General features: G+C 43.2%; 24 protein-coding genes and 1 tRNA gene. 16 read left to right on the forward strand and 9 right to left on the reverse strand.

What is annotated here, in order from left to right; genetic code table 11:
* Window positions 1-24: 24 nt before the first annotated feature.
* On the reverse strand, window positions 25-2,478 hold the full coding sequence (gene lon / locus PSM36_RS04915) for an endopeptidase La (RefSeq protein ID WP_394333050.1): 2,454 nt from the start codon (window positions 2,476-2,478) through the stop codon (window positions 25-27).
* A gap of 182 nt (window positions 2,479-2,660) precedes the next feature.
* Here lon and PSM36_RS04920 point away from each other — a divergent pair, with 182 nt between their 5' ends.
* From PSM36_RS04920 to PSM36_RS04975, 12 genes are all read left to right on the forward strand, one after another.
* Window positions 2,661-3,377: a tRNA1(Val) (adenine(37)-N6)-methyltransferase gene (locus PSM36_RS04920; RefSeq protein ID WP_076932056.1), complete on the forward strand. Its 717-nt coding sequence runs from the start codon at window positions 2,661-2,663 to the stop codon at window positions 3,375-3,377.
* Window positions 3,378-3,397: 20 nt separating this feature from the next.
* Complete coding sequence (locus PSM36_RS04925; RefSeq protein ID WP_076929345.1) at window positions 3,398-3,829, forward strand: thiol-disulfide oxidoreductase DCC family protein; 432 nt, start codon at window positions 3,398-3,400, stop codon at window positions 3,827-3,829.
* A gap of 75 nt (window positions 3,830-3,904) precedes the next feature.
* Window positions 3,905-4,441: a hypoxanthine phosphoribosyltransferase gene (gene hpt, locus PSM36_RS04930; protein ID WP_076929347.1), complete on the forward strand. Its 537-nt coding sequence runs from the start codon at window positions 3,905-3,907 to the stop codon at window positions 4,439-4,441.
* 235 nt (window positions 4,442-4,676) lie between these two features.
* Window positions 4,677-5,375: an energy transducer TonB gene (locus tag PSM36_RS04935; protein WP_076929349.1), complete on the forward strand. Its 699-nt coding sequence runs from the start codon at window positions 4,677-4,679 to the stop codon at window positions 5,373-5,375.
* A 72-nt stretch (window positions 5,376-5,447) separates the two neighbouring features.
* Complete coding sequence (locus PSM36_RS04940; RefSeq protein WP_076929351.1) at window positions 5,448-6,425, forward strand: polyprenyl synthetase family protein; 978 nt, start codon at window positions 5,448-5,450, stop codon at window positions 6,423-6,425.
* A 54-nt stretch (window positions 6,426-6,479) separates the two neighbouring features.
* Entirely contained in the window at window positions 6,480-7,175 is a 696-nt protein-coding gene (locus PSM36_RS04945; RefSeq protein WP_076929353.1) for a hypothetical protein, read from the forward strand.
* A complete protein-coding gene (locus PSM36_RS04950; protein WP_076929355.1) occupies window positions 7,172-7,948 on the forward strand; it encodes a TatD family hydrolase in 777 nt (258 codons plus the stop codon). Before PSM36_RS04945 ends, PSM36_RS04950 begins: the two co-directional genes overlap by 4 nt.
* A gap of 187 nt (window positions 7,949-8,135) precedes the next feature.
* A tRNA-Ser gene (locus PSM36_RS04955) sits at window positions 8,136-8,223 on the forward strand.
* A gap of 114 nt (window positions 8,224-8,337) precedes the next feature.
* Window positions 8,338-9,120, forward strand: a complete 783-nt coding sequence (locus PSM36_RS04960) for a MotA/TolQ/ExbB proton channel family protein (protein WP_076929357.1) — start codon at window positions 8,338-8,340, stop codon at window positions 9,118-9,120.
* Window positions 9,121-9,125: 5 nt separating this feature from the next.
* A complete protein-coding gene (locus PSM36_RS04965) occupies window positions 9,126-9,608 on the forward strand; it encodes a hypothetical protein (RefSeq protein ID WP_076929359.1) in 483 nt (160 codons plus the stop codon).
* A 39-nt stretch (window positions 9,609-9,647) separates the two neighbouring features.
* Window positions 9,648-10,283 (forward strand): biopolymer transporter ExbD, encoded by a 636-nt coding sequence (locus PSM36_RS04970; RefSeq protein WP_076929361.1) that lies wholly within the window; start codon window positions 9,648-9,650, stop codon window positions 10,281-10,283.
* Between the two features lie 2 nt (window positions 10,284-10,285).
* Window positions 10,286-10,744, forward strand: coding sequence for an ExbD/TolR family protein (locus tag PSM36_RS04975; RefSeq protein ID WP_076929363.1), 459 nt, complete (start codon window positions 10,286-10,288; stop codon window positions 10,742-10,744).
* Between the two features lie 67 nt (window positions 10,745-10,811).
* On the opposite strand, the gene PSM36_RS04980 is transcribed toward PSM36_RS04975, so the two are convergent.
* Window positions 10,812-12,050 carry an anaerobic sulfatase-maturation protein gene (locus PSM36_RS04980; RefSeq protein ID WP_173823122.1) on the reverse strand — a complete coding sequence of 413 codons (1,239 nt, stop codon included), beginning with the start codon at window positions 12,048-12,050 and terminating at the stop codon, window positions 10,812-10,814.
* A 139-nt stretch (window positions 12,051-12,189) separates the two neighbouring features.
* Here PSM36_RS04980 and PSM36_RS04985 point away from each other — a divergent pair, with 139 nt between their 5' ends.
* Entirely contained in the window at window positions 12,190-12,603 is a 414-nt protein-coding gene (locus PSM36_RS04985) for a DoxX family protein (RefSeq protein WP_076929366.1), read from the forward strand.
* Here PSM36_RS04985 and PSM36_RS04990 read toward each other — a convergent pair.
* The 5 genes from PSM36_RS04990 to PSM36_RS05010 all read right to left on the reverse strand — a co-directional run bounded on the left by PSM36_RS04990 (window position 12,541) and on the right by PSM36_RS05010 (window position 18,257).
* The gene (locus tag PSM36_RS04990) at window positions 12,541-13,818 is read right to left on the reverse strand and encodes an ABC transporter permease (RefSeq protein ID WP_076929368.1); all 1,278 of its coding nucleotides are present in this window, start codon (window positions 13,816-13,818) and stop codon (window positions 12,541-12,543) included. The genes PSM36_RS04985 and PSM36_RS04990 overlap by 63 nt on opposite strands.
* Entirely contained in the window at window positions 13,802-15,013 is a 1,212-nt protein-coding gene (locus tag PSM36_RS04995; protein ID WP_076929370.1) for an ABC transporter permease, read from the reverse strand. The genes PSM36_RS04990 and PSM36_RS04995 overlap by 17 nt, the downstream gene beginning before the upstream one ends.
* Before the next feature lie 112 nt (window positions 15,014-15,125).
* Window positions 15,126-16,124 carry an HlyD family secretion protein gene (locus tag PSM36_RS05000; RefSeq protein WP_076929372.1) on the reverse strand — a complete coding sequence of 333 codons (999 nt, stop codon included), beginning with the start codon at window positions 16,122-16,124 and terminating at the stop codon, window positions 15,126-15,128.
* Between the two features lie 92 nt (window positions 16,125-16,216).
* The gene (locus PSM36_RS05005; RefSeq protein WP_076929374.1) at window positions 16,217-17,743 is read right to left on the reverse strand and encodes a TolC family protein; all 1,527 of its coding nucleotides are present in this window, start codon (window positions 17,741-17,743) and stop codon (window positions 16,217-16,219) included.
* Window positions 17,744-17,816: 73 nt separating this feature from the next.
* Window positions 17,817-18,257 carry a MarR family winged helix-turn-helix transcriptional regulator gene (locus PSM36_RS05010; RefSeq protein WP_076929376.1) on the reverse strand — a complete coding sequence of 147 codons (441 nt, stop codon included), beginning with the start codon at window positions 18,255-18,257 and terminating at the stop codon, window positions 17,817-17,819.
* 614 nt (window positions 18,258-18,871) lie between these two features.
* On the opposite strand from PSM36_RS05010, the gene pepT reads away from it, so the two are divergent.
* Genes pepT through PSM36_RS05025 form a run of 3 tightly spaced genes read left to right on the forward strand, consistent with a single transcriptional unit; the run spans window position 18,872 to window position 22,231 of the window.
* Window positions 18,872-20,101, forward strand: coding sequence for a peptidase T (gene pepT, locus PSM36_RS05015; protein ID WP_076929378.1), 1,230 nt, complete (start codon window positions 18,872-18,874; stop codon window positions 20,099-20,101).
* A 1-nt stretch (window position 20,102) separates the two neighbouring features.
* Window positions 20,103-21,188, forward strand: coding sequence for a glycine cleavage system aminomethyltransferase GcvT (gcvT, locus tag PSM36_RS05020; RefSeq protein ID WP_076929380.1), 1,086 nt, complete (start codon window positions 20,103-20,105; stop codon window positions 21,186-21,188).
* 44 nt (window positions 21,189-21,232) lie between these two features.
* The gene (locus PSM36_RS05025) at window positions 21,233-22,231 is read left to right on the forward strand and encodes a lysylphosphatidylglycerol synthase domain-containing protein (RefSeq protein WP_076929382.1); all 999 of its coding nucleotides are present in this window, start codon (window positions 21,233-21,235) and stop codon (window positions 22,229-22,231) included.
* 50 nt (window positions 22,232-22,281) lie between these two features.
* Here the strand turns inward: PSM36_RS05025 and folD are convergent, their stop codons facing one another.
* Both folD and ffh read right to left on the reverse strand, forming a co-directional pair.
* The gene (gene folD / locus PSM36_RS05030; protein WP_076932057.1) at window positions 22,282-23,163 is read right to left on the reverse strand and encodes a bifunctional methylenetetrahydrofolate dehydrogenase/methenyltetrahydrofolate cyclohydrolase FolD; all 882 of its coding nucleotides are present in this window, start codon (window positions 23,161-23,163) and stop codon (window positions 22,282-22,284) included.
* Between the two features lie 130 nt (window positions 23,164-23,293).
* On the reverse strand, window positions 23,294-24,619 hold the full coding sequence (gene ffh, locus PSM36_RS05035; protein ID WP_076929384.1) for a signal recognition particle protein: 1,326 nt from the start codon (window positions 24,617-24,619) through the stop codon (window positions 23,294-23,296).
* Window positions 24,620-24,970 lie beyond the last annotated feature (351 nt).

Consider the following 24,970-nt stretch of genomic DNA (forward strand, 5'->3'; position numbering starts at 1 on the left):
CATCAAAAAATTGAAAATCGTTATTTACTTTTGAGATTTCTCCTTTATTGTTGAAAAGTTTTTCGGCTGATCCACCTTCTCATCCATAAGCGCCAGGTCTAACACCTCTTTCACGTCACTTACATAGTGAAACGTGAGTCCTTCCACATATTTAGGATTGATCTCATCAATATCTTTCTTATTATCCCTGCAAAGGATAATTTCTTTGATCCCTGCCCGTTTTGCCGCCAGTATCTTCTCGCGGATACCGCCTACAGGGAGTACCTTTCCGCGCAGGGTGATCTCACCGGTCATCGCCAGGTTGGGGCGTACTTTCCGTTGTGTATAGGCCGACGCCAGGGAAGTAATCATTGTAATACCCGCTGAGGGGCCGTCTTTAGGCATAGCGCCTTCCGGTACATGGATATGGGTATTCCAGTTTTCAAAAATTTCCGGATCGATGTCCAGTTCCTGCGCATGAGAATGGATATATTCCATGGCAAGCATTGCCGATTCTTTCATCACATCACCCAAATTTCCGGTAAGTGTGAGTTTGGCGCCTTTTCCCCGGCTGAGTGAACTTTCCACGAAAAGAATCTCACCACCTACGGCAGTCCATGCCAGACCGGTCACCACCCCGGCGTACTGGTTGCCCTGGTAACTGTCCCTGCTGTACTCCTCAATACCTAAGTATTCTTTCAGATCGGATACTTTGAGCGTTTTAGGATAAGGCTCTTCCGATGCGATCTTGCGGGCTACTTTTCGCATGATCTTGGCGATTTTTTTGTTCAGTTCACGTACCCCTGATTCCCTGGTATAGTTTTCTATGATCTTCTGTAAGGCCGGTTTGGAAATAGTGAATGCTCCTTTTGCTATACCGTGGTTCTGAAGCTCTTTGGGAATAAGATGGCGATGGGCAATCTCGATTTTCTCCTCGGTGATATAGCCTCCCACATTGATCAACTCCATCCGGTCGAGCAACGGCTGCGGAATGGAATTGAGGTTGTTTGCCGTGGCAATGAAAAGTACTTTCGACAGATCGTAATCGATGGCAAGGAAGTTGTCATGAAAAGTAGAATTCTGTTCCGGATCCAATACCTCGAGCAGAGCCGAAGAAGGATCACCCCTGAAATCATTTCCGATCTTGTCTATTTCATCTAACACGAAAACGGGGTTGGATGAGCCGGCTTTTTGTATGTTTTGTATAATCCTGCCCGGGATAGCGCCGATATAGGTACGGCGGTGCCCGCGTATTTCCGCTTCATCATGCAGGCCGCCAAGCGAAACACGTACATATTTACGGTTAAGCGCTTCGGCTATGGATTTTCCCAATGAGGTTTTACCTACACCCGGAGGGCCGTATAAGCAGAGAATAGGGGATTTCAGGTCGCCCTTCAGTTTTAATACGGCAAGGTGTTCAATGATACGCTCCTTTACTTTCTCCATGCCGAAGTGGTCTTTGTCGAGCACCTTTTGAGCATTCTTCAGGTTGAAATTGTCCTTGGTGTAAATGCCCCACGGCAGTTCGAGAATGGTCTGCAGGTACCCGAACTGTACCGAGTAATCGGGCGACTGGGGATTCAGGCGTTCCAGTTTCTGTATCTCTTTTTCGAATGTTTTTGCTACTTCATCGCTCCATTTTTTCTCTTTAGCCCGTTTCCTGAATTCATCGATCTCGATTTGCTGCGTATTTCCGCCCAGTTCTTCCTGGATGGTTTTGATCTGCTGCTGGAGAAAATATTCTTTCTGCTGTTGATTCAGATCTTCCCGGGTCTTCATCTGGATGTTCATTTTTAGTTCCAGTATCTGAGACTCACGATTTAGTATCATTAGCAGTCGATAAGCTTGTTCTTTCTCATCGTTAATGCTGAGGAGTTCCTGCTTTTCATGTGCATCAATAGGTAAATTGGTGCCACTATAACTGATCAGCATGTCGGAAAAAGATTCACTGCTGAGGGTTTGTACCAACTCCTTGGGCGGTTCACCCAGCATATGGAGCATGTGAAGCAGGGAATCCCGGATGGAATCCAGGATTGCTTTGAATTCTTTATCCTCTTTCGATGCTTTCAAATACTCCCTTATTTTGAAAGTTGCCATCAAATACGGTTCGGTTTGGACGACCTGTTGCCACTCAAACCGTTTTCTTGCCTGTACGATGATGCTTAGATTGTTGTCCCCCAATTCAATAACACGTATTACTTCTGCAATTACGCCGACCGGATAGAGGTCATTCTCTGCCGGGTCATCTACGGTGGAATCTTTCTGACATACCAGTCCGATGTATTTTTGTTTCTTTCCAAACGATTTGATCAGATCCAGAGATTTTTTTCGTCCTACCGATATTGGCAGTGTACTGCCTGGAAAAACAATCGTATTGCGTAACGGGAGCAGGGGAAGGGTTTCCCCCAATTGAGATTCGTCTATCTCCTGATTCCCGTCAACGAAATCGCTGGCAATAAAAGATATTACATTTGTTTCGGGGTACTCTTCAGGGGCCATATATTTTTTGAATGGATTCATCATTGTATTTTGTATCTGTCTTAAAGACAGAAAATGTTTACTTTTGTTTTTGGTTTTGTACTGAATAGTATTGATCAAAATCCGTGCCAAAATTATTACAATTGCCAATTAGAAATTACTAATTGGAAACTTTCAATTATCATTTTCAATTTTCAATTAATATGAGTAATCCTTATTTTCGGTTCAAACAATTCACTGTCTTTCACGATAAATGTGCAATGAAAGTGGGTACTGATGGTGTGCTGTTGGGAGCATGGGCCAGCGTGGAAAACGCGACAGAAGTACTGGATGTAGGAACAGGTACCGGACTCATTGCTTTAATGGTAGTGCAACGTAACCCGCAGGCAAGGGTGGTTGCTATCGATATAGATGAACGTGCAGTGGAGCAGGCGAAAGAGAATATAGGAAATTCTCCTTTTTCTGACAGAATTGGCATAGAATTGTTGGCTTTTCAGCAGTTTGTCCAGGGGAGTTCGAAACGTTTTGACCTGATTGTTTCCAATCCTCCTTATTTTACCGATTCTCTTTTGCCTCCGGACAAAAGACGGTCAAGGGCAAGGCATTCCGTTTCGCTGACGTTGGATGATTTATTGGTTTCCGCCCGGGGCTGCCTTACAAACCATGGGACGCTCTCCCTTATCCTCCCTTACGACAAGAGGGAGGAGTTAGACGCCTTGTGTGAGAAATATCTGTTTTACATGAAACGGAAAACCATTGTATACCCTTTGCCGGATAGTGAACCGAAACGGCTATTGGTTGAGTTGACGATGTGCCCAACCGGTCATATAGAAACAAGTTCGCTCATCATTGAAAATAGCCGCCACCAATACACTAAAGATTTTACCGGCCTGGTAAGCAGTTTTTATGTTCATCTTTGACATCAAATTTGTATAGAAAAATGAGACCTATTATTTTTTACGACGGAGAATGCGATGTCTGTCATCGTTGGGTGAAATGGATCATAGATAGGGATGCCGGCCGGGTTTTCAGGTTTGCGTCTTTGCAATCGGATTTCGCCAGCGATTTATTCTTGCATTTTAATAAAAAGATGACTTATAATTCCATTGTCATCTTTAAAAATGAGACGGAATTCTTAACCAAATCAGAAGCGGTTTCCTTTATTTTCTCTCAATTGAATGCCGGCTCCATTTTCTGCAAAATGTTGAAAGTGTTTCCCCGCTTCCTCTCAGATATAGGATATGATTGTATCTCAGCAATTCGAAAAAAAATAAAAATGCGTGTTTGCCCTGTGTTTAACGGTGAAGAAAAAATGCTTTTTCTGAACGATGTTGATTTCCCGGCGTGGTTATCTGAGAATTATCCATTATAATGCTGAAAAAGCTATTTTCATTTTTGTAAAATCATAAAAAGTAGTAATTTTGACGCTTTAAAAAAATCCGGAATAGTGAAAGAAGTCATAACCATCAAGGATAAACAATTTGAATTGTTTATTGAGCAAGGGATCATTGAACAGGGAATAAAGCGGATTGCCGAACAGATAGATTCAGACCTGAAAGGGAAGGATCCTATCTTTCTGGCTGTGCTCAACGGTGCTTTTATGTTTGCCGGGGAGTTGATGAAGAAGGTTTCCATCCCCAGTGAAATTACATTCGTACGTCTCGCTTCCTATCAAGGAACTTCTACTACAAACAAAGTGCAGGAGGTGCTGGGCTTGAATGAAAGCATCGAAGGACGCAATGTGGTGATTGTGGAAGATATTGTAGATAGCGGGAATACTATGGTGGCGCTTAAAAAGGAATTGGAGAAATATAATCCCCTGGAGGTAAAGGTTGCCACCCTGTTGTTTAAACCTGCTGCATTGCGGCAGAAACTCCATATAGATTATGTGGCGCTTGAGATCCCCAATGATTTTATTGTTGGTTATGGATTGGATTACGATGGATATGGCAGAAACCTTAAAGATATATATAAGGTAAAATAAATATCTTTCATTAAACCCCGGCCGGTGTAAATCGTCATAATGTTAAAGAGTAGAAACCGGCATGGTGAAAGGAACATCACAGAAATGTGAAAAAGTGGATAAACGCAATTAAAGAAATTAAAAAGTGCTTTTTTTCGCAATTTTCTTTATAAATTGCAGTACGGAAGAAAAAAATAGCTATTTTTGCATTTAAACAGAGTGAAAGGAACAAGCAGTAGATAAAAAAAGAGACACAATGAACAAAGATGAAGTAAAAAAAACGCCGAAAGCGAATCTGGAAAGACATCGAGGCACATATATCCTGATGGGATTGGTGTTGGGTGTTTCTGTCCTTTTCTTCGCTTTTGAATGGTCGACCGAAACCCGGAAGCTTGACGAAAATGTCATTGTTCAGGATGTTTTGGCCGAAGAGGAAATCGAGATTACTCGTCGTGATCCGGCCCCTCCCCCTCCCCCTCCTCCGCCAGAACCAGCGGCACCCGAAGAAATCGTGGTGGTAGAGGAGAAGGTGGATACTCGAATGGAGATAAAGACGGAAGACGACCAGACTCAGAGACAGACAGAGGTTTATATTCCACCTCCACCACCCAAACCGAAACAGGAAGAGGTGACAGAAGAGATCTTCGTAGTGGTGGAAGAACAACCGGAATTCCCCGGAGGACAGGCTGCCATGATGAAGTTCCTGAGTGACAATATCAGGTATCCGGTCATTGCACAGGAAAACGGTATTCAGGGACGTGTAATCTGTAACTTTGTAGTTGAGAGAGACGGTAGCATCACCGACGTGCAGGTAGTACGCGGGCAAGACCCGTCACTTGACAGGGAAGCTATCCGTGTGATCCAGCAAATGCCTCGCTGGAAACCCGGAAAACAACGTGGATCCGCAGTACGTGTTCGATTTACACTGCCGGTAGTGTTCCGTTTACAGAACTAAAATGATTATAAAATTGTAAAGAAAGCTGCTTTTGAATCCCAAAAGCAGCTTTCTTTACTTATATCTATCGAGATGAAACATAAAATATCTGTTTTTGAAAAACTCATAGATGATTCCATCAGGAGAGTATTGAAAGATTATCAGCCAAGGACGCTATTTGCTCCTGCTGAATATATATTGTCCTTGGGAGGGAAGCGGCTTAGGCCATTACTGACACTGATGGCGGCAGATCTTTTCGGTAAAAATCCGGAAGAGGTTCTGGATGCTGCCTTGGCGGTAGAAATATTCCATAATTTCTCCCTTGTCCATGACGATTTGATGGATAATGCCGATTTGAGGCGCGGATATCCGACTGTACATAAAAAATGGAGTGAAAATAGTGCTATTCTTTCGGGTGATGCTTTAGTTATTGAAGCCTATAGGTATATCGCTAAAGTACCTGTTGACGTACTTCCTGATATTTTAGAGTTGTTTTCTACCACAGCCATGGAAATATGCGAAGGACAGCAATACGATATGGATTTTGAACAAAGGCTCGACGTAAGAGAAGAAGAATACATCGAGATGATACGCCTGAAAACGGCAGTACTCATCGGTTGTGCTTTGAAGATCGGTGCGATTGTAGCGGGAGCTCCTGTTGAGGATACTGATTTGCTTTATGAGTTTGGGATCAATATAGGGCTGGCGTTTCAGCTTAAAGATGATCTTCTGGATGTATATGGTAATCCCGAGACATTCGGTAAAAAGATAGGCGGGGATATCTTATGTAATAAGAAAACCTTTTTGTTAATCAGGTGTTTAAAGAATGCAAGTGACAGGCAGAGAGCGGAATTGAACAGGTGGTTGACGGCAACTGAATATGATCCCGATGAAAAAATCAAGTTTGTTAAAAATATCTATGATGAATTAAATTTGAAATTTGTCGTTGAAAATCTTATTGAAAAGTATTACCTTGCGTCGCTTGATTGTCTGTCATTGATCAATATTCCCGACGATCAAAAAAGAGACTTGATTTCTTTATCGGAAAATTTGATGTACAGAGAGAAATAATAATAAAAAAGGAAAAAGAAGAGGCTAGCTTATATAAGGATAGCCGTAAATTATATGCCCTATCGAAGATTACCAAATACAGACAGCGCCCGTATTCGGGCCTTGAGATCGGCAGTTGAAAAAGCAGCCGATACCGATTTTCAGGAACTCTCGTTCTCCACGGGAACTCTTGATGAGGCGAAAAGTGTATTGGCCCATTTCGAACATTTGTCCGCCCGTTATCAACAATTGTACGATACACAGGTCAAAGCCGGGAGATCCTTTACCGGGAAAACGAAGAATGCACGCATGTATATTTCCCATTTTATACAAGTGTTATATATGTGTGCGATGCGCTCCGAGATTAAACAAGAGCACCTGGCCCTTTATGGGTTGGGAAAATCCAATATGGTTGTTCCCGAACTGACTTCTAACGAGCAACTACTGGAGTGGGGGCAGAAAATAATAGATGGTGAGAGTCAACGTATTTCACAAGGCGGAGTTCCTGTTTATAATCCCTCTATTGCCAAAGTGAAGGTGATGTTCACTCTCTTTAAAGAGGGATATCAGACCCAGAAATTACATCAGAAAGCTACATCCCGTGTTCTGGAGGAAGTTGCAGCTTACCGGGAAAAAGTGGATAAGATCATTTTGGAGATATGGGAAGAGGTGGAGAAGCACAATAGCGGGTTGTCCCCCGAAAAGCGGCTTGCGCGTAATCGTGAATATGGTATCGTTTATTATTATCGAAAAGGGGAAATTGTGGAATGAATTTCATTGATACACACGCTCACCTGTTTGTAGAGGAGTTTAAGGATGATCTTCATGAAGTAGTAATTCGTGCAAAAGAAGTGGGAGTAAAGAAAGTCCTGCTTCCCAATATTGATGAAACCTCCGTGTCTCGTTTGAAGCAGAGTGTATTGGATTACCCCGGTTTTTTTTATCCTATGATGGGACTTCATCCCACCAGTGTAACCGGAGATTGGGGAAAGCAGTTAGATATTATTTATGGGGAATTGAATTCCGGTGGTTATATAGCTGTGGGGGAGATAGGAATCGATCTCTATTGGGATACTTCATTGAAGGAAGCCCAGATAAATGCTTTTGAAGAACAGTTGAAGTGGAGTATTGAGAGAGATTTACCTGTGTCGATCCATTTCAGGAATGCTACCGGGGAAGTGATAGAAAGTATTCGAAGGGTAGGTGCATCATCATTAAGAGGTGTATTTCATAGTTTTGGAGGTACAAAAGCAGAATTGGAAGCAATATTGGAATTGGACAATTTTCTGATTGGAATTAACGGAGTGGTGACTTTCAAGAACTCCGGTTTGTCTGAGACGCTGAAGCATTGCCCTGCTGACCGTGTAGTACTTGAAACCGATTCCCCTTATCTGGCACCGGTTCCTTACAGGGGTAAAAGGAATGAATCAGCTTATCTGTTATATGTTATAACACAGTTGGCCGCGATATGGAATGAGAGTCGGGAATCAATCGCACGGATTACCGGCCGGAATGCGAATGATTTGTTTAAATTGGGTGATTAAACGGCTTCTCATTTGTGAACCCGAGGCGTGAAAAAGGGTTTTTATTAAAATTATTGTGATAGAAGTAGTATATATTTGATAAATTCTGTAATTTTGTTTCCTGAATGGAGCGGGAATGAAATATTTTTTGTAATTTGCACCCGTTTTCAGAAAAATCTCTTTCAAAAGAGATCTCCATTCTCTTTAGGGAGAGATGCTCGAGTGGTTGAAGAGGCACGCCTGGAAAGCGTGTATACGCCAAAAGTGTATCGCGGGTTCGAATCCCGCTCTCTCCGCTCCCAAATAAAAGAAAAAAGTCACTATAAATATCAAGATATAGACTGAAAAACTGAAATTTAAATATTAAAAACAAACAAGTAAAGATCATTAATCAAAAAATTGAACACACAATGAAAAAGTTATTTGCAATTTTAGCGATCTTCGGAATGATGTCCGTAGGATTGTCGTCGGTTCTTTTGGCGCAAGATGCAGAACAAGTTGCCACTACCTCTGTGGAAACAACACAGGCTGCCGTTCAGGAATCAGGAGGTGGTTTTCACCAGGCGCTGAAAGTGAAATTTATTGAGGGTGGAGCTGAATTTATGAGTTTGATTGCTATCTGTTTGATTCTGGGATTGGCTTTCTGTCTCGAAAGAATTATCTACCTGAGTCTCGCAGATGTAAATCCTGATCCTTTCCTGGATAAAGTAGGCGATGCGCTCGACAGGGGTGACGTGGAAGCTGCAAAAGACATTGCACGCAATACCAGAGGTCCTGTTGCTTCTATCGTATATCAGGGGTTGCTTCGTCTTGACCAGGGGCCTGATGCAGTGGAACGTTCCATTGTTTCTTATGGAGGTGTACAATCCGGTCTTCTCGAAAGAAACCTTTCATGGATCACTCTCTTTATCGCTATTGCCCCGTCACTTGGATTCTTGGGAACGGTAGTAGGTATGGTTATGGCATTCGATGATATCCAGAGAGCAGGGGACATGAGCCCGACGATTGTGGCCGGTGGTATGAAGGTGGCTTTGATCACAACCGTGGGTGGTTTGATCGTGGCTATTATTCTCCAGATCATTTATAACTACATCCTTTCCAAAATGGAAGGTATCCTCAACAAAATGGAAGATGCTTCTATCTCTTTCCTGGATCAGGTGATCAAATATAACGTTAAATACAAAAACTTGTAATAATTATGGCTGTAACTAAAATACACAGGACTTCCAGATTTACCCTCTATATAGGAGTTTTGATTACTCTTGTAGTGATGGGGTTGTACTATCTGGGAGGTCAGGTACCGGCGCATGAGCAGCTTGTTGCCGATATGAGCCAGCCTAAGTTTACAGATCTTGTATTGTACTGGGCTTATATTCTTTTGGCTATTACCGTAGTGGTGTTGATTGGATTTGCCATTGCCGGTTTTGCAAAAGGGCTCAAAGAGAGACCTAAAAAAGCGTTAGGCGGATTATTAGTCCTTGTAGCATTGGCAGCATTGCTGGTGATTACCTATGTGATAGGTGATGGAACAATTTTGAATATTCCAGGATACGAAGGGAAAGATAATGTCCCCCCAACTTTGAAGATGACCGATATGTGGCTATACAGTGCATATGTCATGTTCGCTATTACGCTAGTGACAATGATTATCTTACCGTTGGTTGGAGGAAGAAAAAAATAATCGACCCCATCAAAGGTCAATTTAAAGAAAGGTTTTTATATGGCAAAGTCAAGTAGAAAAGTTCCGGGACTTAATGCAAGTTCAATGGCTGACGTTTCATTCCTTTTGCTGACCTTTTTCTTGCTTGTTTCGAACATGGATGTCGATTCGGGTTTGGCACGCCGACTGCCACCGCCGCCACAGTCTGAGGATCAATCCTCGGTGGATGTGCAACGCAGGAATTTGTTTGTTGTTCTGGTGAATGCCCAGAACGAAACCATGGCGGCAAACCAGCACGGTACCGAGTGGTATGCCAATGAAGCTGAACTGCGGGGTGAAGTAGGAGGAAAGGTAGCGCTGAAAGATAGGGTGAAAGAGTTCGTGTTGAACACGTCTAACAGTCCTGATTTACCCGAACTGGAAGAGCAGGATTTCGGGGCACCGATAGGTGTTGTCCCTGTTACTGCAGCCCACGTGGTTTCTATCCAGAATGATGCCACCACTAGTTATAAAGCATATATTGCTGTACAGAATGAAGTGGTGAGGGCGTATAATGAATTGAGGGAAGAAGGAGCAAGGAAGTATTTCAATACCTCTTATGGAGAGTTGACGGAAGAGCAGCAGAAACAGATTCAAGATCTTTATCCTCAACGTATTTCTGAGGCAGAACCTAAAAATTATGGAGGAGGGCAATAAAAATGGGGAAATTTAATAAAAGCGGTAAAAGAGAGATGCCTGAAATGAATACGGCATCCATGCCTGACATTGTTTTCGCCATCTTGTTTTTCTTTATGGTTACTACCACTATGCGTTCGGAAACATTGATGGTAAGGGTGAAAATACCTACAGCTTCGGAAGTTCAGAAACTGGAGAAAAAATCATTGGTGACTTATATCAATATTGGTCCCCCTATGGATACAAGACTGGGTACCGGTACACAGATGCAGTTGAACGACCGGTTCGCTCAAGTATCGGAAATCCAGGATTATATCGCACAGGAAAAGGCCAGTATGAATGAAGCGGATCAACCGTTGATGACCGTTTCCATCAAAGCAGACGAAGATACGCGGATGCAGTATATTACAGATGTAAAGCAGGCGTTAAGACAGGCTTATGCATTAAAAATCAGTTACTCGGCCCGCAAGGGAGAGAATTGATGACTGAAAATGACATCTTAAAAAACCGGATTATTTTAAATAATCCGGTTTTTTACATTCCACCTTTTCACTTACCCATTTTTCCACCTTTATTACGTGCCCATTCCATTACATTGGCGGGCGGACGTTTTGCCAGAAGTTCACGTTTCATAAAATCCATATAAGGAGCCACATGTGAGAAAAATTTGTAGTATCCTTTACATAGATAGTTTAATCCTTCGTTACCATACTTGTCCTTTATAAACCTGTTCTTGGGACATTCGCCATAGCAGGCAAAAAGCATATCACATTCCCTGCACTGGCGGGGGAGTGTGTCAAATTTATCATTGCCGAATTTCATTTGTTCATCGGAATACATCATTGATGTGAGTGTCCTGCTGTAAATATTGCCTAACTTGTATTGGGGAAAGACGAAGTGGTCACATGAATAGACATCTCCGTTGAACTCCATTACGCCTGCATGTCCACAGGTCTTGGCCATAGTACATACTCCCGGTTGTTCGCCTACCCAATTGGCCAGTGTAGAGTCAAATATCTGGATAAAAATTTTTCCAACATCCTGTTTTACCCATTCATCGAAAATGGTACACAGGAAATCACCCCACTTCCCTGCATCCACAGTGAAAGGAGCCAGTTCTACCTCTTCCTCTTTTTCTTGTGCTGTGGCCAGTTTCATTTCACGATTATTCTTCCGTAAACGCTCTACGATAGGTGTAAACTGTACAAATTGACATCCTATTTCTTTGAAAAATCGGTAAAACTCCAAAGGATAATCTACATTATAATCATTGACTACTGCCATGCAGTTAAACTCCACGCCATGTTTCTGAAGGAGTTGTATCCCCTTCATGACGCGGTGGAATGAAGGCCTCCCCATTTTATCACGGCGGTATTCATCATGGAAATCCTGTGGTCCGTCAATAGATATTCCCACCAGAAAATTATTCTCTTTAAAGAAGGTGCACCATTCGTCGTTAAGTAATGTACCGTTGGTTTGAATGGAATTGTCAATCTGCCGTCCGGCCGCATATCTTTTTTGTAATTCTACTGCTTTTTTATAAAATGAGATGGGGCGCATCAGAGTTTCACCACCATGCCATGTGAACATTACCTGGGGCATGGTCTGAGACTCGATATATTGTTGAATAAACCGTTCGAGAAGTTCTTCGCTCATTACCTGGTTCTTCCTGCCGTAGAGGACTGCCTTTTCCAAATAGTAACAGTAATCACAGTCGAGATTACACTTAGAACCTACTGGTTTAAGCATTACGTACATTGGTTTGGCAAAGGGGGCAAAAGTAGACATATTGATATTATTTATAAAGCAAAGATAAACAATTTATATCACTATATGGTTTAGAAGGCTAGAAAATGAGGGGAAGTGGGAGAGTAGGAGAGTAGGTGCCTATCCCAAATCCTTATGTCTTGGTTTTAATTTAAAAAATATGAAGAAAGAAAATTTATTACAGTTTGGATGGTTAATATTAAGGGTCGGTATAGGTATATCGATTTTTCTGCATGGTTTTCCGAAAATTACCGGTGGAACGGAGATGTGGACAGCTATAGGTAGTAGTATGGGAATATTCGGCATTAATTTTGCCCCGACTTTTTGGGGATTTTTAGCAGCCGTGGCTGAATCGGTCGGTGGACTTCTTTTTGCCCTTGGACTATTCTTCCGTCCGGCTGCTATTATGCTTACCGGGACGATGATAGTTGCTTTGGCCACTCATCTGGCTGCGGGTGATGATTTTATGCGATTCGGACATGCCCTTGATCTGCTGATTGTGTTTGCTGCGTCAATTCTGATCGGTGCCGGTAAATACTCCTTTGATGCGAAATTTTTGCCCAAAATTGCTTAGATAAGAACTGGAACCGGTTGTTCGCATTTGTATACGATAAGCAAAGACTGTTGCCAGTAAGTATACTGCAGTCTGGATCCACAAAGCAACATACTCGAATTGCACCTGTTGTAGTCCGGCTCCCATTGAATTGATCTTTAAGTATCCCTGGATACCGAATGTGCTGGGGAAGATCATCCCAAATGTTTTCCAAAGCCATGGCATATTGGATTGTGGCCATGAAAATCCGCTTAGGAATAATAGTATAACCGAGAAGAAGGGGAAAATAATCATGGTTGTTTCCCTGTTGCGGATAAATACTGAAATCAACATCGAGAAGAAGATGACAGCCAAAAGGAATGGTGTGAAAAACCGGATAATATCCAACGGGTTGCCTATATGGGGCAATTGGAAAATTCGGGGTACAGCCAGTAATATATAGGAACAGATCACTATATACATACTGAAATAACACAATGTTTTACCAAAGATGGTGGGGAAGAGCTTGCCCTTTTGACGTAATTGGGGATCTATCGTTACCAGTTTCTCTTCACGCAATGATCCGGTCAGCATGGTGATCCCGAAAAAGAGTGTTTGATGAATAATTACGACAAGTACCACCGGCAGAAGGAAACTGGCAAATCCCATAGGCTCGTTGAACAGGATGTTCTTTTCATAACGAAAAGGAGCAGCCGAGATTTCTGCTGACCTGCCGGTGATGCCGTCTGCATTCATCCGCTCTATTTTGATATCCTTTCCTACTTCGAGTATGCCCAGGTTTGCTCCCAGCATCATGGTGCGGTAGTACATAAAACTGCTCATGTCGCAATAGATCGATACGGTAGCTTGTTCATTGCGATTGATCTTTTGACTGTAATCTTTCGGGATATATACTACCCCATGTGTTTTTTGCTTATAGAACGATTCTCTTGCCTCTTCGATATTATTTAGCTGATATGCCACGCTTAGGTCCGGAGTAGCATCGAGCCGTCTTATCAACTCACGTGACCTGGTGCTTTGTGATTCATCAATCACGGCAATAGGCATATCGTGGATTGTTTCGTTATGATATATAGATGAATAAAGGATTGGATAGATAAGTGTCGCTCCAAGAAAAACGACAGCCAGTCCCGAATCTTTCAGGATTATCCGGTATTCATCCAGCATTATATAGATAACCCGTCTTAATTCATGTAAAAGCCGGAAAAAGAAATTGGATTTATTGGAGTTGTTCATTGAATCTGCTGTTTTTTATTTCTTCTCTGTCATGTTGTACGATAGTGCTTCTTAACCGGGTATATACCAGAAAGGGTAATAACAGAAATGCAAGCAATCCTGCAAAATATATCAGTGAATAACGTATATCTGCACCATTCAGCGCTTCATTTACATATATCTTGAAATAGTAACGGATGGGAAAAAACCATGAGAAAATTTGTGCGCCACGGGGCATTGCCTCTATCGGGAATGTGAAGCCGGCAAATGAGAAGCTCAATAGCCCGTAAAATACCCCTACACTGATGGAATCACGCAATCGCTGGAACAGGCCGATAATGAATATGCCAATGGCCTGATGTGCCATGATGAACAGGAACATGGAGAGTGACATCCATACAATGCTGCCGTTCATGGGAAATCCCATCACTCCATAGAGCAGGAATAATCCTGTCAATCCCAATAAGGTGAAGAGAACGGTATGGGGGAGTATCTTTCCGGCAAGCGCTGCCAATATCGATCCATTACCCTTGGAGAGCCATTCGCGTGTGCTGTTTTGTTTCATCTCTATACCTATGGCATAAATGGTAAACATGATGATCAGCAACTGTAATACGCCGGGCAGTAATACATTCGACAGATAGACACTGTAGTTGGTGTAGGGATTACCTATCTGATGCGTATCGATAGCGATAGGTTGTAAGATAGGCATCAGATTCTCTTCGCCTGTGATTCCCCTTGCCTGTAATGATTGCTGCAGGATGAAGCCCGACATAAGTTCGCTGATGTAGGTCAGATCTTTATAGGCAAGTGATCCGGCTACCAGATAGACATCATTTACATAATAGGAGATAGCCGGTTGCCGGTTGGCAAGCAGGTCGGACTGAAACCCCGGGGCAATGTCGATGATGGCATAAATACGTCCTTCTTGCATATCTTTGCGGGCTTCGGTAAATGAGGTATATTTACCCACGATTTCCACTTGTGGAGATGCATTTATATTCCGTTCCAAAGTGCGTGACATCGATGAATTGTCGCCGTCGACAATCCCTATGGGAAGCTGTTGGGGTAACCCTTCCGACATCAATGTCAGGAAGAAGAGGTAACAGAAAAGCATCGCGAATATCGAAGAGAGAAGATAAACGGGTTGCGACAGCATCCGTTTCCATTCCCTACGAGCCACATTCCTTGTCTGTTGTATTATTGAGTTGGACATATATCATATATAATAGTTAAGAATTAAGAATTAAGAATTAAAAGTGAAAAATTAAAAGTGAAATCTCAACTTCTCAACTTCTAATTGATAATTAGTCATTGGTCATTGGTAATTAATTTCTTACCACCAACGCTGTCATTCCCGGGCGAAGGTCTTTGATAGGCTCTACCGGTTTGGCACGGACTTCAAATGTTTTCAGATCGAAATCACCTGTTGTTTTTGTAGCCTTCCAGGTGGCAAACGACGCCATCGCTTTTATATAGGTAATTTCCAGTTTGGTTTCCTGGTTATTCAATGCCGGGATCTTTACGGTGATTACTGTACTTTTCTTCATGTCGTTCAATAAATCTTCACGTACATTGAAACTGAACCAGATGTCATTCAGGTCTACTATACTCATAATTGGCGCGCCCGTACCGACCAATTCTCCTTGTTTAGGAAATATTTCTGTCACTTCTCCCGAAATAGGAGCGACAAGGGTGATCTCTTTCATGTAGGCTTCTACTTCTTGTACCGCTCCTTGTGCACGGTCCACCATTGCCAGTGCAGCGGCCTTATCTTCCGCTTCGGCACCGTTTTTAGCCATCTCGTATTGGGATTTGGCTGCCGCGGCTTGTGCAACTGCTGCCTGATATTGGGCTTCGGCTTCATCCCGTTTTTGCGCCGTGACGACTCCTTTTTCAAAAAGACGTTGTACACGATCGTACGACTTCTTGGAGATATCTACGCCTACCTCTGCCTTTTGCCACATCTCATACGTGCCCTGGATCACTTCGCTTCGGGCACCTTTTTGCGCTTTACGGTCTTGTGCCTTTGCAGCGTTTTGTGCAGCTGTAGCTTGTACCAGCTTCGCATAGATTTCGGGACTATCGATGAATACCAGTGTGTCTCCACGTTCAACCCGTTGTCCTTCTTCTATGAGGAACTGTTGAATACGTCCGGCTACTTTTCCCGAGACACGTACCTCGGTTGCCTCGGCAGATCCCTGGATAACGACCGGCTCCGGTTTATAAATGATCCATCCGATAATAAAAAGAATGATTACTACGGCGACGAGTCCTACCAGTGCAATTCTCAGATTGCGTATGTTTTCTGTTTTTTCTTTTTCCATTTTAGTTAATATATTAATCGTTAAATCGTTGAATTGTTGAATCGGCAAAACATCAACTTACCCACTTTCTTGCCTTCCCACTTTTCCACTTCTTAGTGGAGATTGCCTGTCGATTTCCTCAAGTACAGGTTATTTAATTTTACATCGACAGTAGCATCGAGGTATTCCGATTCAGCCGATAACCAGGCTGTCTGCGCCATCAACAGATCGGTAGAGGTAATCACCCCTGCATCAAAACCTTCCTGTGCATAAGAGAGGTTCTCTTTGGCATTCTCCACATTCTTCCGGGTCATTTCCTGTTTTTTTAGACTCTCTGTAATCCGATAACTGTTTTGATGTATTTGCAATTCGATCTTCTCTTTTGCTTCTTCCAGTTCGAGTTTGGCTATCACGGCCTGAGTCCGTGCTGCATTGAGTGTGTGAGCCTTTTCTCCAAAATGGAACAGCGGTACAACTGCGGTCACCCCGACGGTAAACATGCCGTTAAATTTTTTCTCAACCCCATTGAATGCGCTAGGGTTGGTAGTGATATAACCTCCGGTGAGTGCGACAGTAGGCATGAAGCGTGAAGCCATGACCTTGCTGTTGGCTTCAGCTATATTGCCCGCCTGTGTTAGCATTTTGATTTCAGGGCGATTAGCCCATGCCTGTTCAATGGAAATGGCTGGCTGCAGATCGAGGGATTCCTTCAAATTGGCATCTTTCAATTCAATCTGTTCTTCCAACGGTAAGCCGCATAATTGATTTAATGCCATCCGAGACAGATTCAATCCGTTCTCTGCTTTCGTCAGCGAAACATCTGCTTCGTTCAACTTGACCTTTATCTTCAGTGCATCCGCTTTGGTTGCCAATCCCTCTTCCTGCAATGCCTGCATATTTTTATCAAGTTCTGAAACAAGGTTGCGGTATTCTTTAGCCAACTGCACTTTACTTTCCAGTGATACCACGCGCCAATAGGCTTCATCGACATTGACTAAAAGTTCTTCCGCTTTCTCCTGAACGCGTACTTCAGCAATTGCCTGGTTCGATTTTGCAATCTTATTGAGTTGGACAATCTTTCCTCCCATGAAAATCGGTTGTGCGAAACTGATCCCTCCTACGAAGATGTTGTGCATATCGAACTCCATCGCATCCTTTGGCAATAGGGCATGGTTTTTCCATTGTAAGTTTTCCGGATTTTTTCCCGGATCGAACGGATTACCCTGTGCATCCAGTGGGACAGGCTTTCCGTCGACTATGATGAATTTATTGTTGATAGCCGAGTCATCAAAGGTAAATGTTCCGTCAGCATTAGGGGTAGGGCGGGAGCTTGGTCCGATACCCGGTCCGAAATTCCCACTTGGATCAAGCACGCCGATAGGTAAATGAATATCTTCACCTAAAAGAGATATGTTCTTTTGGTTATACCGGTATGACCCATAGGCCGAAATGTCCGGTAGGAACTGCGCAAAGGCTGCTTTTGATAAGGATTGGGCCGCACGGACATTCTCCTCAGCTATTTTTAGACTCTTATTGTTTTCCAGCGCCAGTTGCCTGCATTCCTCCAAATCAAGCTGTTTTTGCGCTTGCATGTAAGAAGCGGTGCAGATACAAAAAGTAATCAATAATATTTTCTTCATATTTAAATGGTTAGTTAAACAACTATTTGTGTGAATGTGAACTTATTTATTTCATCAATAACCTAAAACCAGTTTAGTATTCCCTTAAATTATGCATAATTTGAAGCAAAACATTTTTAGCTCCAATTAATTCTTTATCCGATATGCCTTCCAATACATGATTGACAATGCTGTGCACCACATCGGTTGTCTTTTGCTTTAGAGCAGTCCCACGGGGGGTGAGGTGGATGAGATTGTTGCGTCGGTCAGCTGGATCCGATTCCCGTCTGACCAGTTTCTTTTTTTCCAGATTGTCTATCAACCGTGTTACGCTCGGTTTGTCTTTCTGGGTGAGATCACAGATATCCTGTTGGATGATCTTGTCTTTATCCCATAAGCAGGATAGTACCGTCCATTGCTCAGTGGTGATATCAAGCCCCTCCTGTGCAAAAGCCTTCAGTACGGTACGATTGATGGCTCCGGAAATCTTTCCGGATAAAATTTCAAATATTTCACGTTCTGTTACTTTTATCATAGGATTCCTGTTTTTTAGTTGCATAAACAACTAATTGGCTGCAAAGGTATGTTTTCCATTGGAAAGTTGTTCTTGAATTAAACTTATTTATTCTAGTTTAACTTTTTATCAAGATGGGGATGATAGGAAAAACCGCTAATAGATACGGTCTTTAGGGATTATACTGTTTTGTTCTATATCGATCAAACTCTGTTAAAGTTTGTCACCTTATCTGGTGTCTGATCGCGATAGACCATAAAAAAAGGGTAAGCTTACTATATCGCGCCGCTACAACCAAATACCCTTGCTTCGATCAAGACCTGGGGGATTCAATGGGAGCTGGCCGTATAGGACTTACCCGACTGCAAAGATAAAGCTTTTTTTTGAGTTACAAAATGGTGAAATTGATTTTTACTATTCAGTCCCTTTTTTTATATTTGTATAATATAAGATGCGCCTCGGAAAAGCCTAAGCAAACTTGGCTTTTCTTTCGGCTTTCATTATCTTTGAAGAAGATAAGATGCATCTCGGCAATCTTTAGAGAGTAAACTCTCACGATTGCTCTCGATTTTCACTATCTTTGTAGGGTGAGTGTGGATTTAACTATGCAAGAATATTACCAAACATAAATAATCATGGATATTGTAGATAGGTTTATAAAGTATGCTCGCATCGATACACAATCGGATGAGAATAATACACAAACTCCGAGTACACAAAAACAATTCAATCTTGCCAAAGAGGTGGAGCAGGAAGCGCTTGAGATGGGATTGACAGACGTGAGTCTCGATAATAATTGCTATCTTATGGCCACTCTGCCGGCCAATACACAGAAGAAACTGCCGGTGATCGGTTTTATCGCCCATTTCGATACCAGTCCCGACATGAGCGGCAAGAATGTGAATCCGAGAATTATAAAGAATTATGACGGAAAGGAAATCATATTGAATGAGCCGAAGGAGGTAGTGTTGTCGCCTGCCGATTTTCCTGAACTGCTCGATCATGTGGGTGAAGATATTATCGTGACCGATGGGACGACACTGTTGGGAGCGGATGATAAAGCGGGTATCGCGGCAATTATGAATGCCATGCAGTATCTGATTGATCATCCTGAAATTGAACATGGTAAGATCCGCATCGGTTTTACACCGGATGAGGAGATTGGCCGGGGGGCTGATAAATTCGATGTCGCCAAATTCGGTGCCGATTGGGCATATACTATAGATGGAAGTGAAGTGGGAGAGTTGGAGTATGAGAACTTTAATGCCGCTTCGGCCAAGATTGATATACAAGGAAGAAATGTACATCCCGGCTATGCAAAAGGGAAGATGGTCAATGCATTACATCTGGCCAACGAATTGATAGCGCTTCTTCCGGAGAGCGAGCGCCCCGAACATACAGTGGATTATGAAGGATTTTTCCATCTGATTTCTCTGGGAGGCACAGTAGAGGAGACCAGTCTGTCGTTTATTATCCGCGATCATGACCGGGAGAAATTTGAAGAGCGTAAGCGGTTAATGGAGAGCGCTGTGGAAACGTTGAACAAAAAATATGGCGACCGGCTTACACTGCAGATGAAAGACCAGTATTATAATATGCGAGAGAAAGTGGAACCGGTGAAATACATAGTGGATTATGCCTACCAGGCCATGGAAGAAGTGGGTGTGAAACCTAATGTGAAACCTATTCGTGGAGGGACCGACGGTGCTCGTTTATCATTTATGGGGCTTCCTTGTCCCAATATCTTTGCCGGAGGGATGAATTTCCACGGCAAATATGAGTTTTTACCTATTCCTTCCATGAAAAAAGCATCGGAAGTGATTGTGAAGATAGCCGAAATAGTAGCCAAAGAGGAAAAAATATAATATGAAGACAACCCCATTTACAGATTTGCATATCGGGCTGGGAGCCAAGATGCATGAGTTTGCAGGATATAATATGCCCATAGAATATTCCGGAATTATAGATGAACACTTGACAGTAGTGAATTCTGTGGGGGTATTCGATGTATCGCATATGGGTGAGTTTTGGGCGAAAGGCCCAAAGGCTTTAGAATTTTTACAGCGTGTAACCAGTAACGATGTTTCCGTGCTAAAACAAGGAAAAGCGCAATACACCTGTTTCGTGAATGAAGAGGGTGGGATAGTGGACGACTTTATCGTCTACCATTACGAACCGGAGAAATACCTTTTAGTGGTAAATGCCGCCAATATCGAAAAGGATTGGGCCTGGTGCCAACAATGGAACACCATGGGCGCGGAATTGGAGAACGCTTCGGATCATATGGCTCAATTGGCAATCCAGGGTCCCAAGGCTATAGAGACGCTGCAGAAGCTGACGGATCATAATCTGTCGGCCATTCCTTTCTATGCTTTTGAAACCGGGCCATTCGCCGGGGTGGAGAATGTGATTATCTCCAATACCGGATACACCGGTGCCGGAGGATTTGAACTTTATTTTTATCCCGAATATGGCAAGAAAATCTGGGATGCCATTTTTGAAGCGGGTGCCGAATATGGTATCAAACCTGTCGGACTGGGTGCACGTGATACGTTACGGTTAGAGATGGGATATTGTCTTTACGGGAATGATCTGGATGATACGACTACGCCATTGCAAGCCGGATTGGGATGGATCACCAAGTTTGCAGATAATAAGCCCTTTGTAGGCCGTGAGGTGCTGGAAAAAGAGAAAGCAAAGGGTGTATCCCGTAAACTCTGCTGCTTTGAACTGGTAGATAAAGGAATTCCCCGCCACGGGTACGAGATCGTAAACGCAGAGGATGAGGTGATCGGCAATGTCACTTCCGGAACGATGTCGCCTGTGTTGAAGATCGGTGTCGGTATGGGATATGTGAAACCCGAGTTTGCAAAACCGGGTACCGAGGTCTACATAAAAGTACGCAACCGGAACCTGAGAGCAAATGTCGTAAAACCGCCTTTTAGAAAGTAGAGATAGATTCAATTGATCTGGAGGGAAAGTCGCCTAATTTCTTTATGGTAAAAAAAACGAAGATAGCCCAAAATCTATTTTTCTTTCTCGGTGGATTGGCGCTCGGGATAATGGTTTATAAGACTGGGTTTGACAATATCTTGATTAATATAAAGCAGACCGGTTGGTGGTTCGTGCCAATTATCGGAATGTGGATTATTGTATATCTTGTAAATACCTACTCCTTTTATGTCATTATCAATGATGGAAGTAAAGAAGCCCGGGAGATAGGATTCCTTCGACTCTTTAAGCTGGTTGTCAGTGGTTTTGCCGTTAACTATATCACTCCTTTTGGATTGATGGGGGGAGAACCATACAAGATCATTGAACTGAAGAGTACATTGGGAATACAGAAAGCTACCTCTACGGTACTGCTCTCCACAATGATGCATCTTGTTTCACACTTCATCTTTTGGATGATTTCTATTCCGTTGCTGCTTTTTCTGGTACCTGTGCTTTCCGGTTTGTTGGAATGGTTGATATTCCTGGTCAGTGTAGCATCATTACTATTCCTTTTCTGGGCATTCAGGATATATACACGGGGAGGGGTGGAAAGAGCAGTGCTGATAGGAGGTAAACTCCCTTTTGTAGGGAGAAGGATAAGGGCTTTCTATAGAGAGAATCAGGAGAAACTCAGTCAAATGGATGGTTTGATCGCCGATCTCTATAAGAATCGTAAGGGAGATTTTGTCCTGTCTCTTGCATTGGAAATTTTCTCCCGTTTTTTTATTTGTGTGGAGATAATACTGATTATGCAGGCTATCAGATGGCCGGTTTCTTTCAGTCAGAGTATATTGATCGAATCCATTCAGTCGTTGTTCTCCAACTTATTTTTCTTTATGCCGATGCAAATGGGGGCGAGAGAAGGTGGATTTGCTTTAGTATACCGTATTCTCGCAATACCGGTAGCATTGGGTATTTTTACCAGCTTATGCAAGCGTATCCGAGAACTCTTCTGGACTTTAGCCGGACTGCTGTTGATACAGGTAAAACGGGGTAAATAGATAGATGATACCTGTTAACCGAGAATCGATAGTGTTTGTAAAAATGATAATTACCCGTAAATCCCTTTCTTTCCCGCCAGAAGGGTGTTTTTTAACAGTGACACGATAGTCATAGGGCCCACGCCGCCGGGAACGGGAGTGATATAGGAGCACTTGGGTGCTACCTCATCGAACAGCACATCACCGGTGAGTTTGAAACCCGATTTGGTTCTGTCACTAGGCACACGGGTAGTACCCACATCGATCACCACGGCACCTTCTTTTACCATGTCGCCTTTCAGGAACTCGGGCACACCCAATGCCGCGATAATGATATCTGCCTGCAATGTGATCTCTTTGATATTGGGAGTACGGCTATGGCAGACAGTGACGGTGCAGTCGCCGGGATAAGCTTTCTGCACCATCAGCATGGATACCGGCTTACCGACAATATTACTACGCCCCAATACCACGCAATGTTTCCCTTTGGTCTCTATTTTATATCTCTTTAGTAATTCTACGATACCGGAAGGGGTTGCGGAGAAAAAACAGGGCATACCGAGTGACATACGGCCCACGTTTACGGGGTGGAACCCATCTACGTCTTTGCGATAATCGATTGCTTCTGTGACTTTTGTTTCAGAGATATGTTTTGGGAGAGGTAATTGTACGATAAATCCATCTATATCGGGATCGTTATTCAGCCGCTCTACACAGGCAAGTAATTCTTCTTCGGTGACATCATCTTCATAACGGATCAGCGTGGAGTTGAATCCAACCTCTTCACAGGCTTTTACCTTGTTGGCTACGTAGGTCTCACTTCCTCCGTCGTGGCCGACCAATACCGCTGCCAGATGAGGTGTTTTGCCTCCGGCAGCTTTTATATTCGCCACCTCTTCGGCGATCTCTTTCTTTATCTGTGCGGCTACCGCTTTTCCGTCAATTAATTGCATATCCTTGGTTGATTTGCTGATTTGTTGATTCATTGATTTGACGATTATTAATTATTAAATCGTTAAATCATCATTACTTCCCGATAAATCTGAACAAGTCGTCCCGATTTGTCGGGATCATCACATCGAATTATCTTCTTCCCATATTGCGCATTGCCTGACGGCCTCCACCGGTGGTCATCATACGCATCATCTTACGGGTCTCATCGAACTGTTTGAGAAGTTTGTTTACTTCCTGTACGTTGGTCCCACTACCCTTGGCAATACGGGCACGGCGGCTTCCGTTCAGTATCTCCGGATTGGTACGCTCCTGGGGAGTCATGGAACGGATGATCGCTTCGATACCCTTGAATGCATCGTCGTCGATATCCAGGTCCTTGATTTGTTTGCCTACTCCCGGGATCATTGATGCCAGATCTTTCAGGTTACCCATCTTCTTGATCTGCTGGATCTGGGCAATGAAATCGTTGAAATCAAACTGGTTCTTGGCGATTTTCTTTTGCAGGCGGCGCGCTTCTTCTTCGTCGTATTGCTCCTGTGCCTTCTCTACGAGCGAGACAATATCACCCATGCCGAGGATACGGTCTGCCATACGTTCGGGATGGAATACGTCGATAGCATCCAGTTTTTCGCCGGTTCCGACGAATTTAATCGGTTTATCTACTACCGAGCGGATAGATAATGCAGCACCGCCCCGGGTATCCCCGTCGAGTTTGGTCAGCACCACGCCGTTGAAATCGAGCCGTTGGTTGAACTCTTTGGCGGTATTCACTGCGTCCTGTCCGGTCATAGAATCCACCACGAAGAGGATTTCCTGCGGATTGACCGCTTTCTTGATCGACTCAATCTCGTTCATCATCTTCTCGTCGATGGCAAGACGTCCCGCGGTGTCGATGATGATCAGGTCTTTTCCGTGCTGGCGGGCATATTGAATAGCGTTTTGGGCAATTTTGACAGGATTCTTGTTGTCTTCTTCGGCATAAACCGATACTCCAATCTGTTCGCCCAATACTTTTAACTGTTCAATAGCGGCGGGACGGTAGACGTCGCCGGCGACCAACAAAGGATTTTTTCCCCGCTTGCTTTTAAGCATGTTGGCCAGTTTGCCTGAGAAGGTGGTTTTACCCGATCCCTGCAGACCGGACATAAGGATAATGGCGGGATTTCCCTTGATATTGAATTCGGCAGCACTTCCACCCATCAGCGTGGCAAGTTCATCGTGGACGATCTTCACCATCATCTGCTCGGGTTTCACTGCGTTGAGCACGTCTTGTCCCAGTGCTTTCTCCTTTACCGTTTCGGTGAATTCCTTGGCGGTTTTATAGTTCACGTCGGCATCCAACAGCGCACGACGCACCTCTTTTAATGTTTCGGCCACGTTGATCTCGGTGATCTTACCCTGACCTTTCAGTATCTTGAATGACCTCTCCAGTCTTTCACTTAAATTTTCAAACATAATATCCTTATACTGTTTTTATTTTGCCTTTATTGTAAGCAATATACCAATTCAATTCAGATAATCAGTATGGTGAGAAACGAGCCTGAATACCATTTGAAAGTGACTCATTGTTTGCACTATTACCAGACTCGCACCTGTTTCGGCTTAGGCGGTACAAAAATACATGAATTTTTGCCTATATCCAATCTCTCTTATACTTTTCTTGGCATTTTTGCTTTTTGTCGGTAGTTGGATTTTCAGCATGAAGAACAACGATTTGGGGCTGGTACTTATTTTGAAAACTTTCAATCATAGTTCTCTGAAGATAAATTAACAGGTAGAATAAATTCACGCCCTACACTGTAATGA

Source organism: Proteiniphilum saccharofermentans (genome assembly GCF_900095135.1).
Taxonomy (GTDB): domain Bacteria; phylum Bacteroidota; class Bacteroidia; order Bacteroidales; family Dysgonomonadaceae; genus Proteiniphilum; species Proteiniphilum saccharofermentans.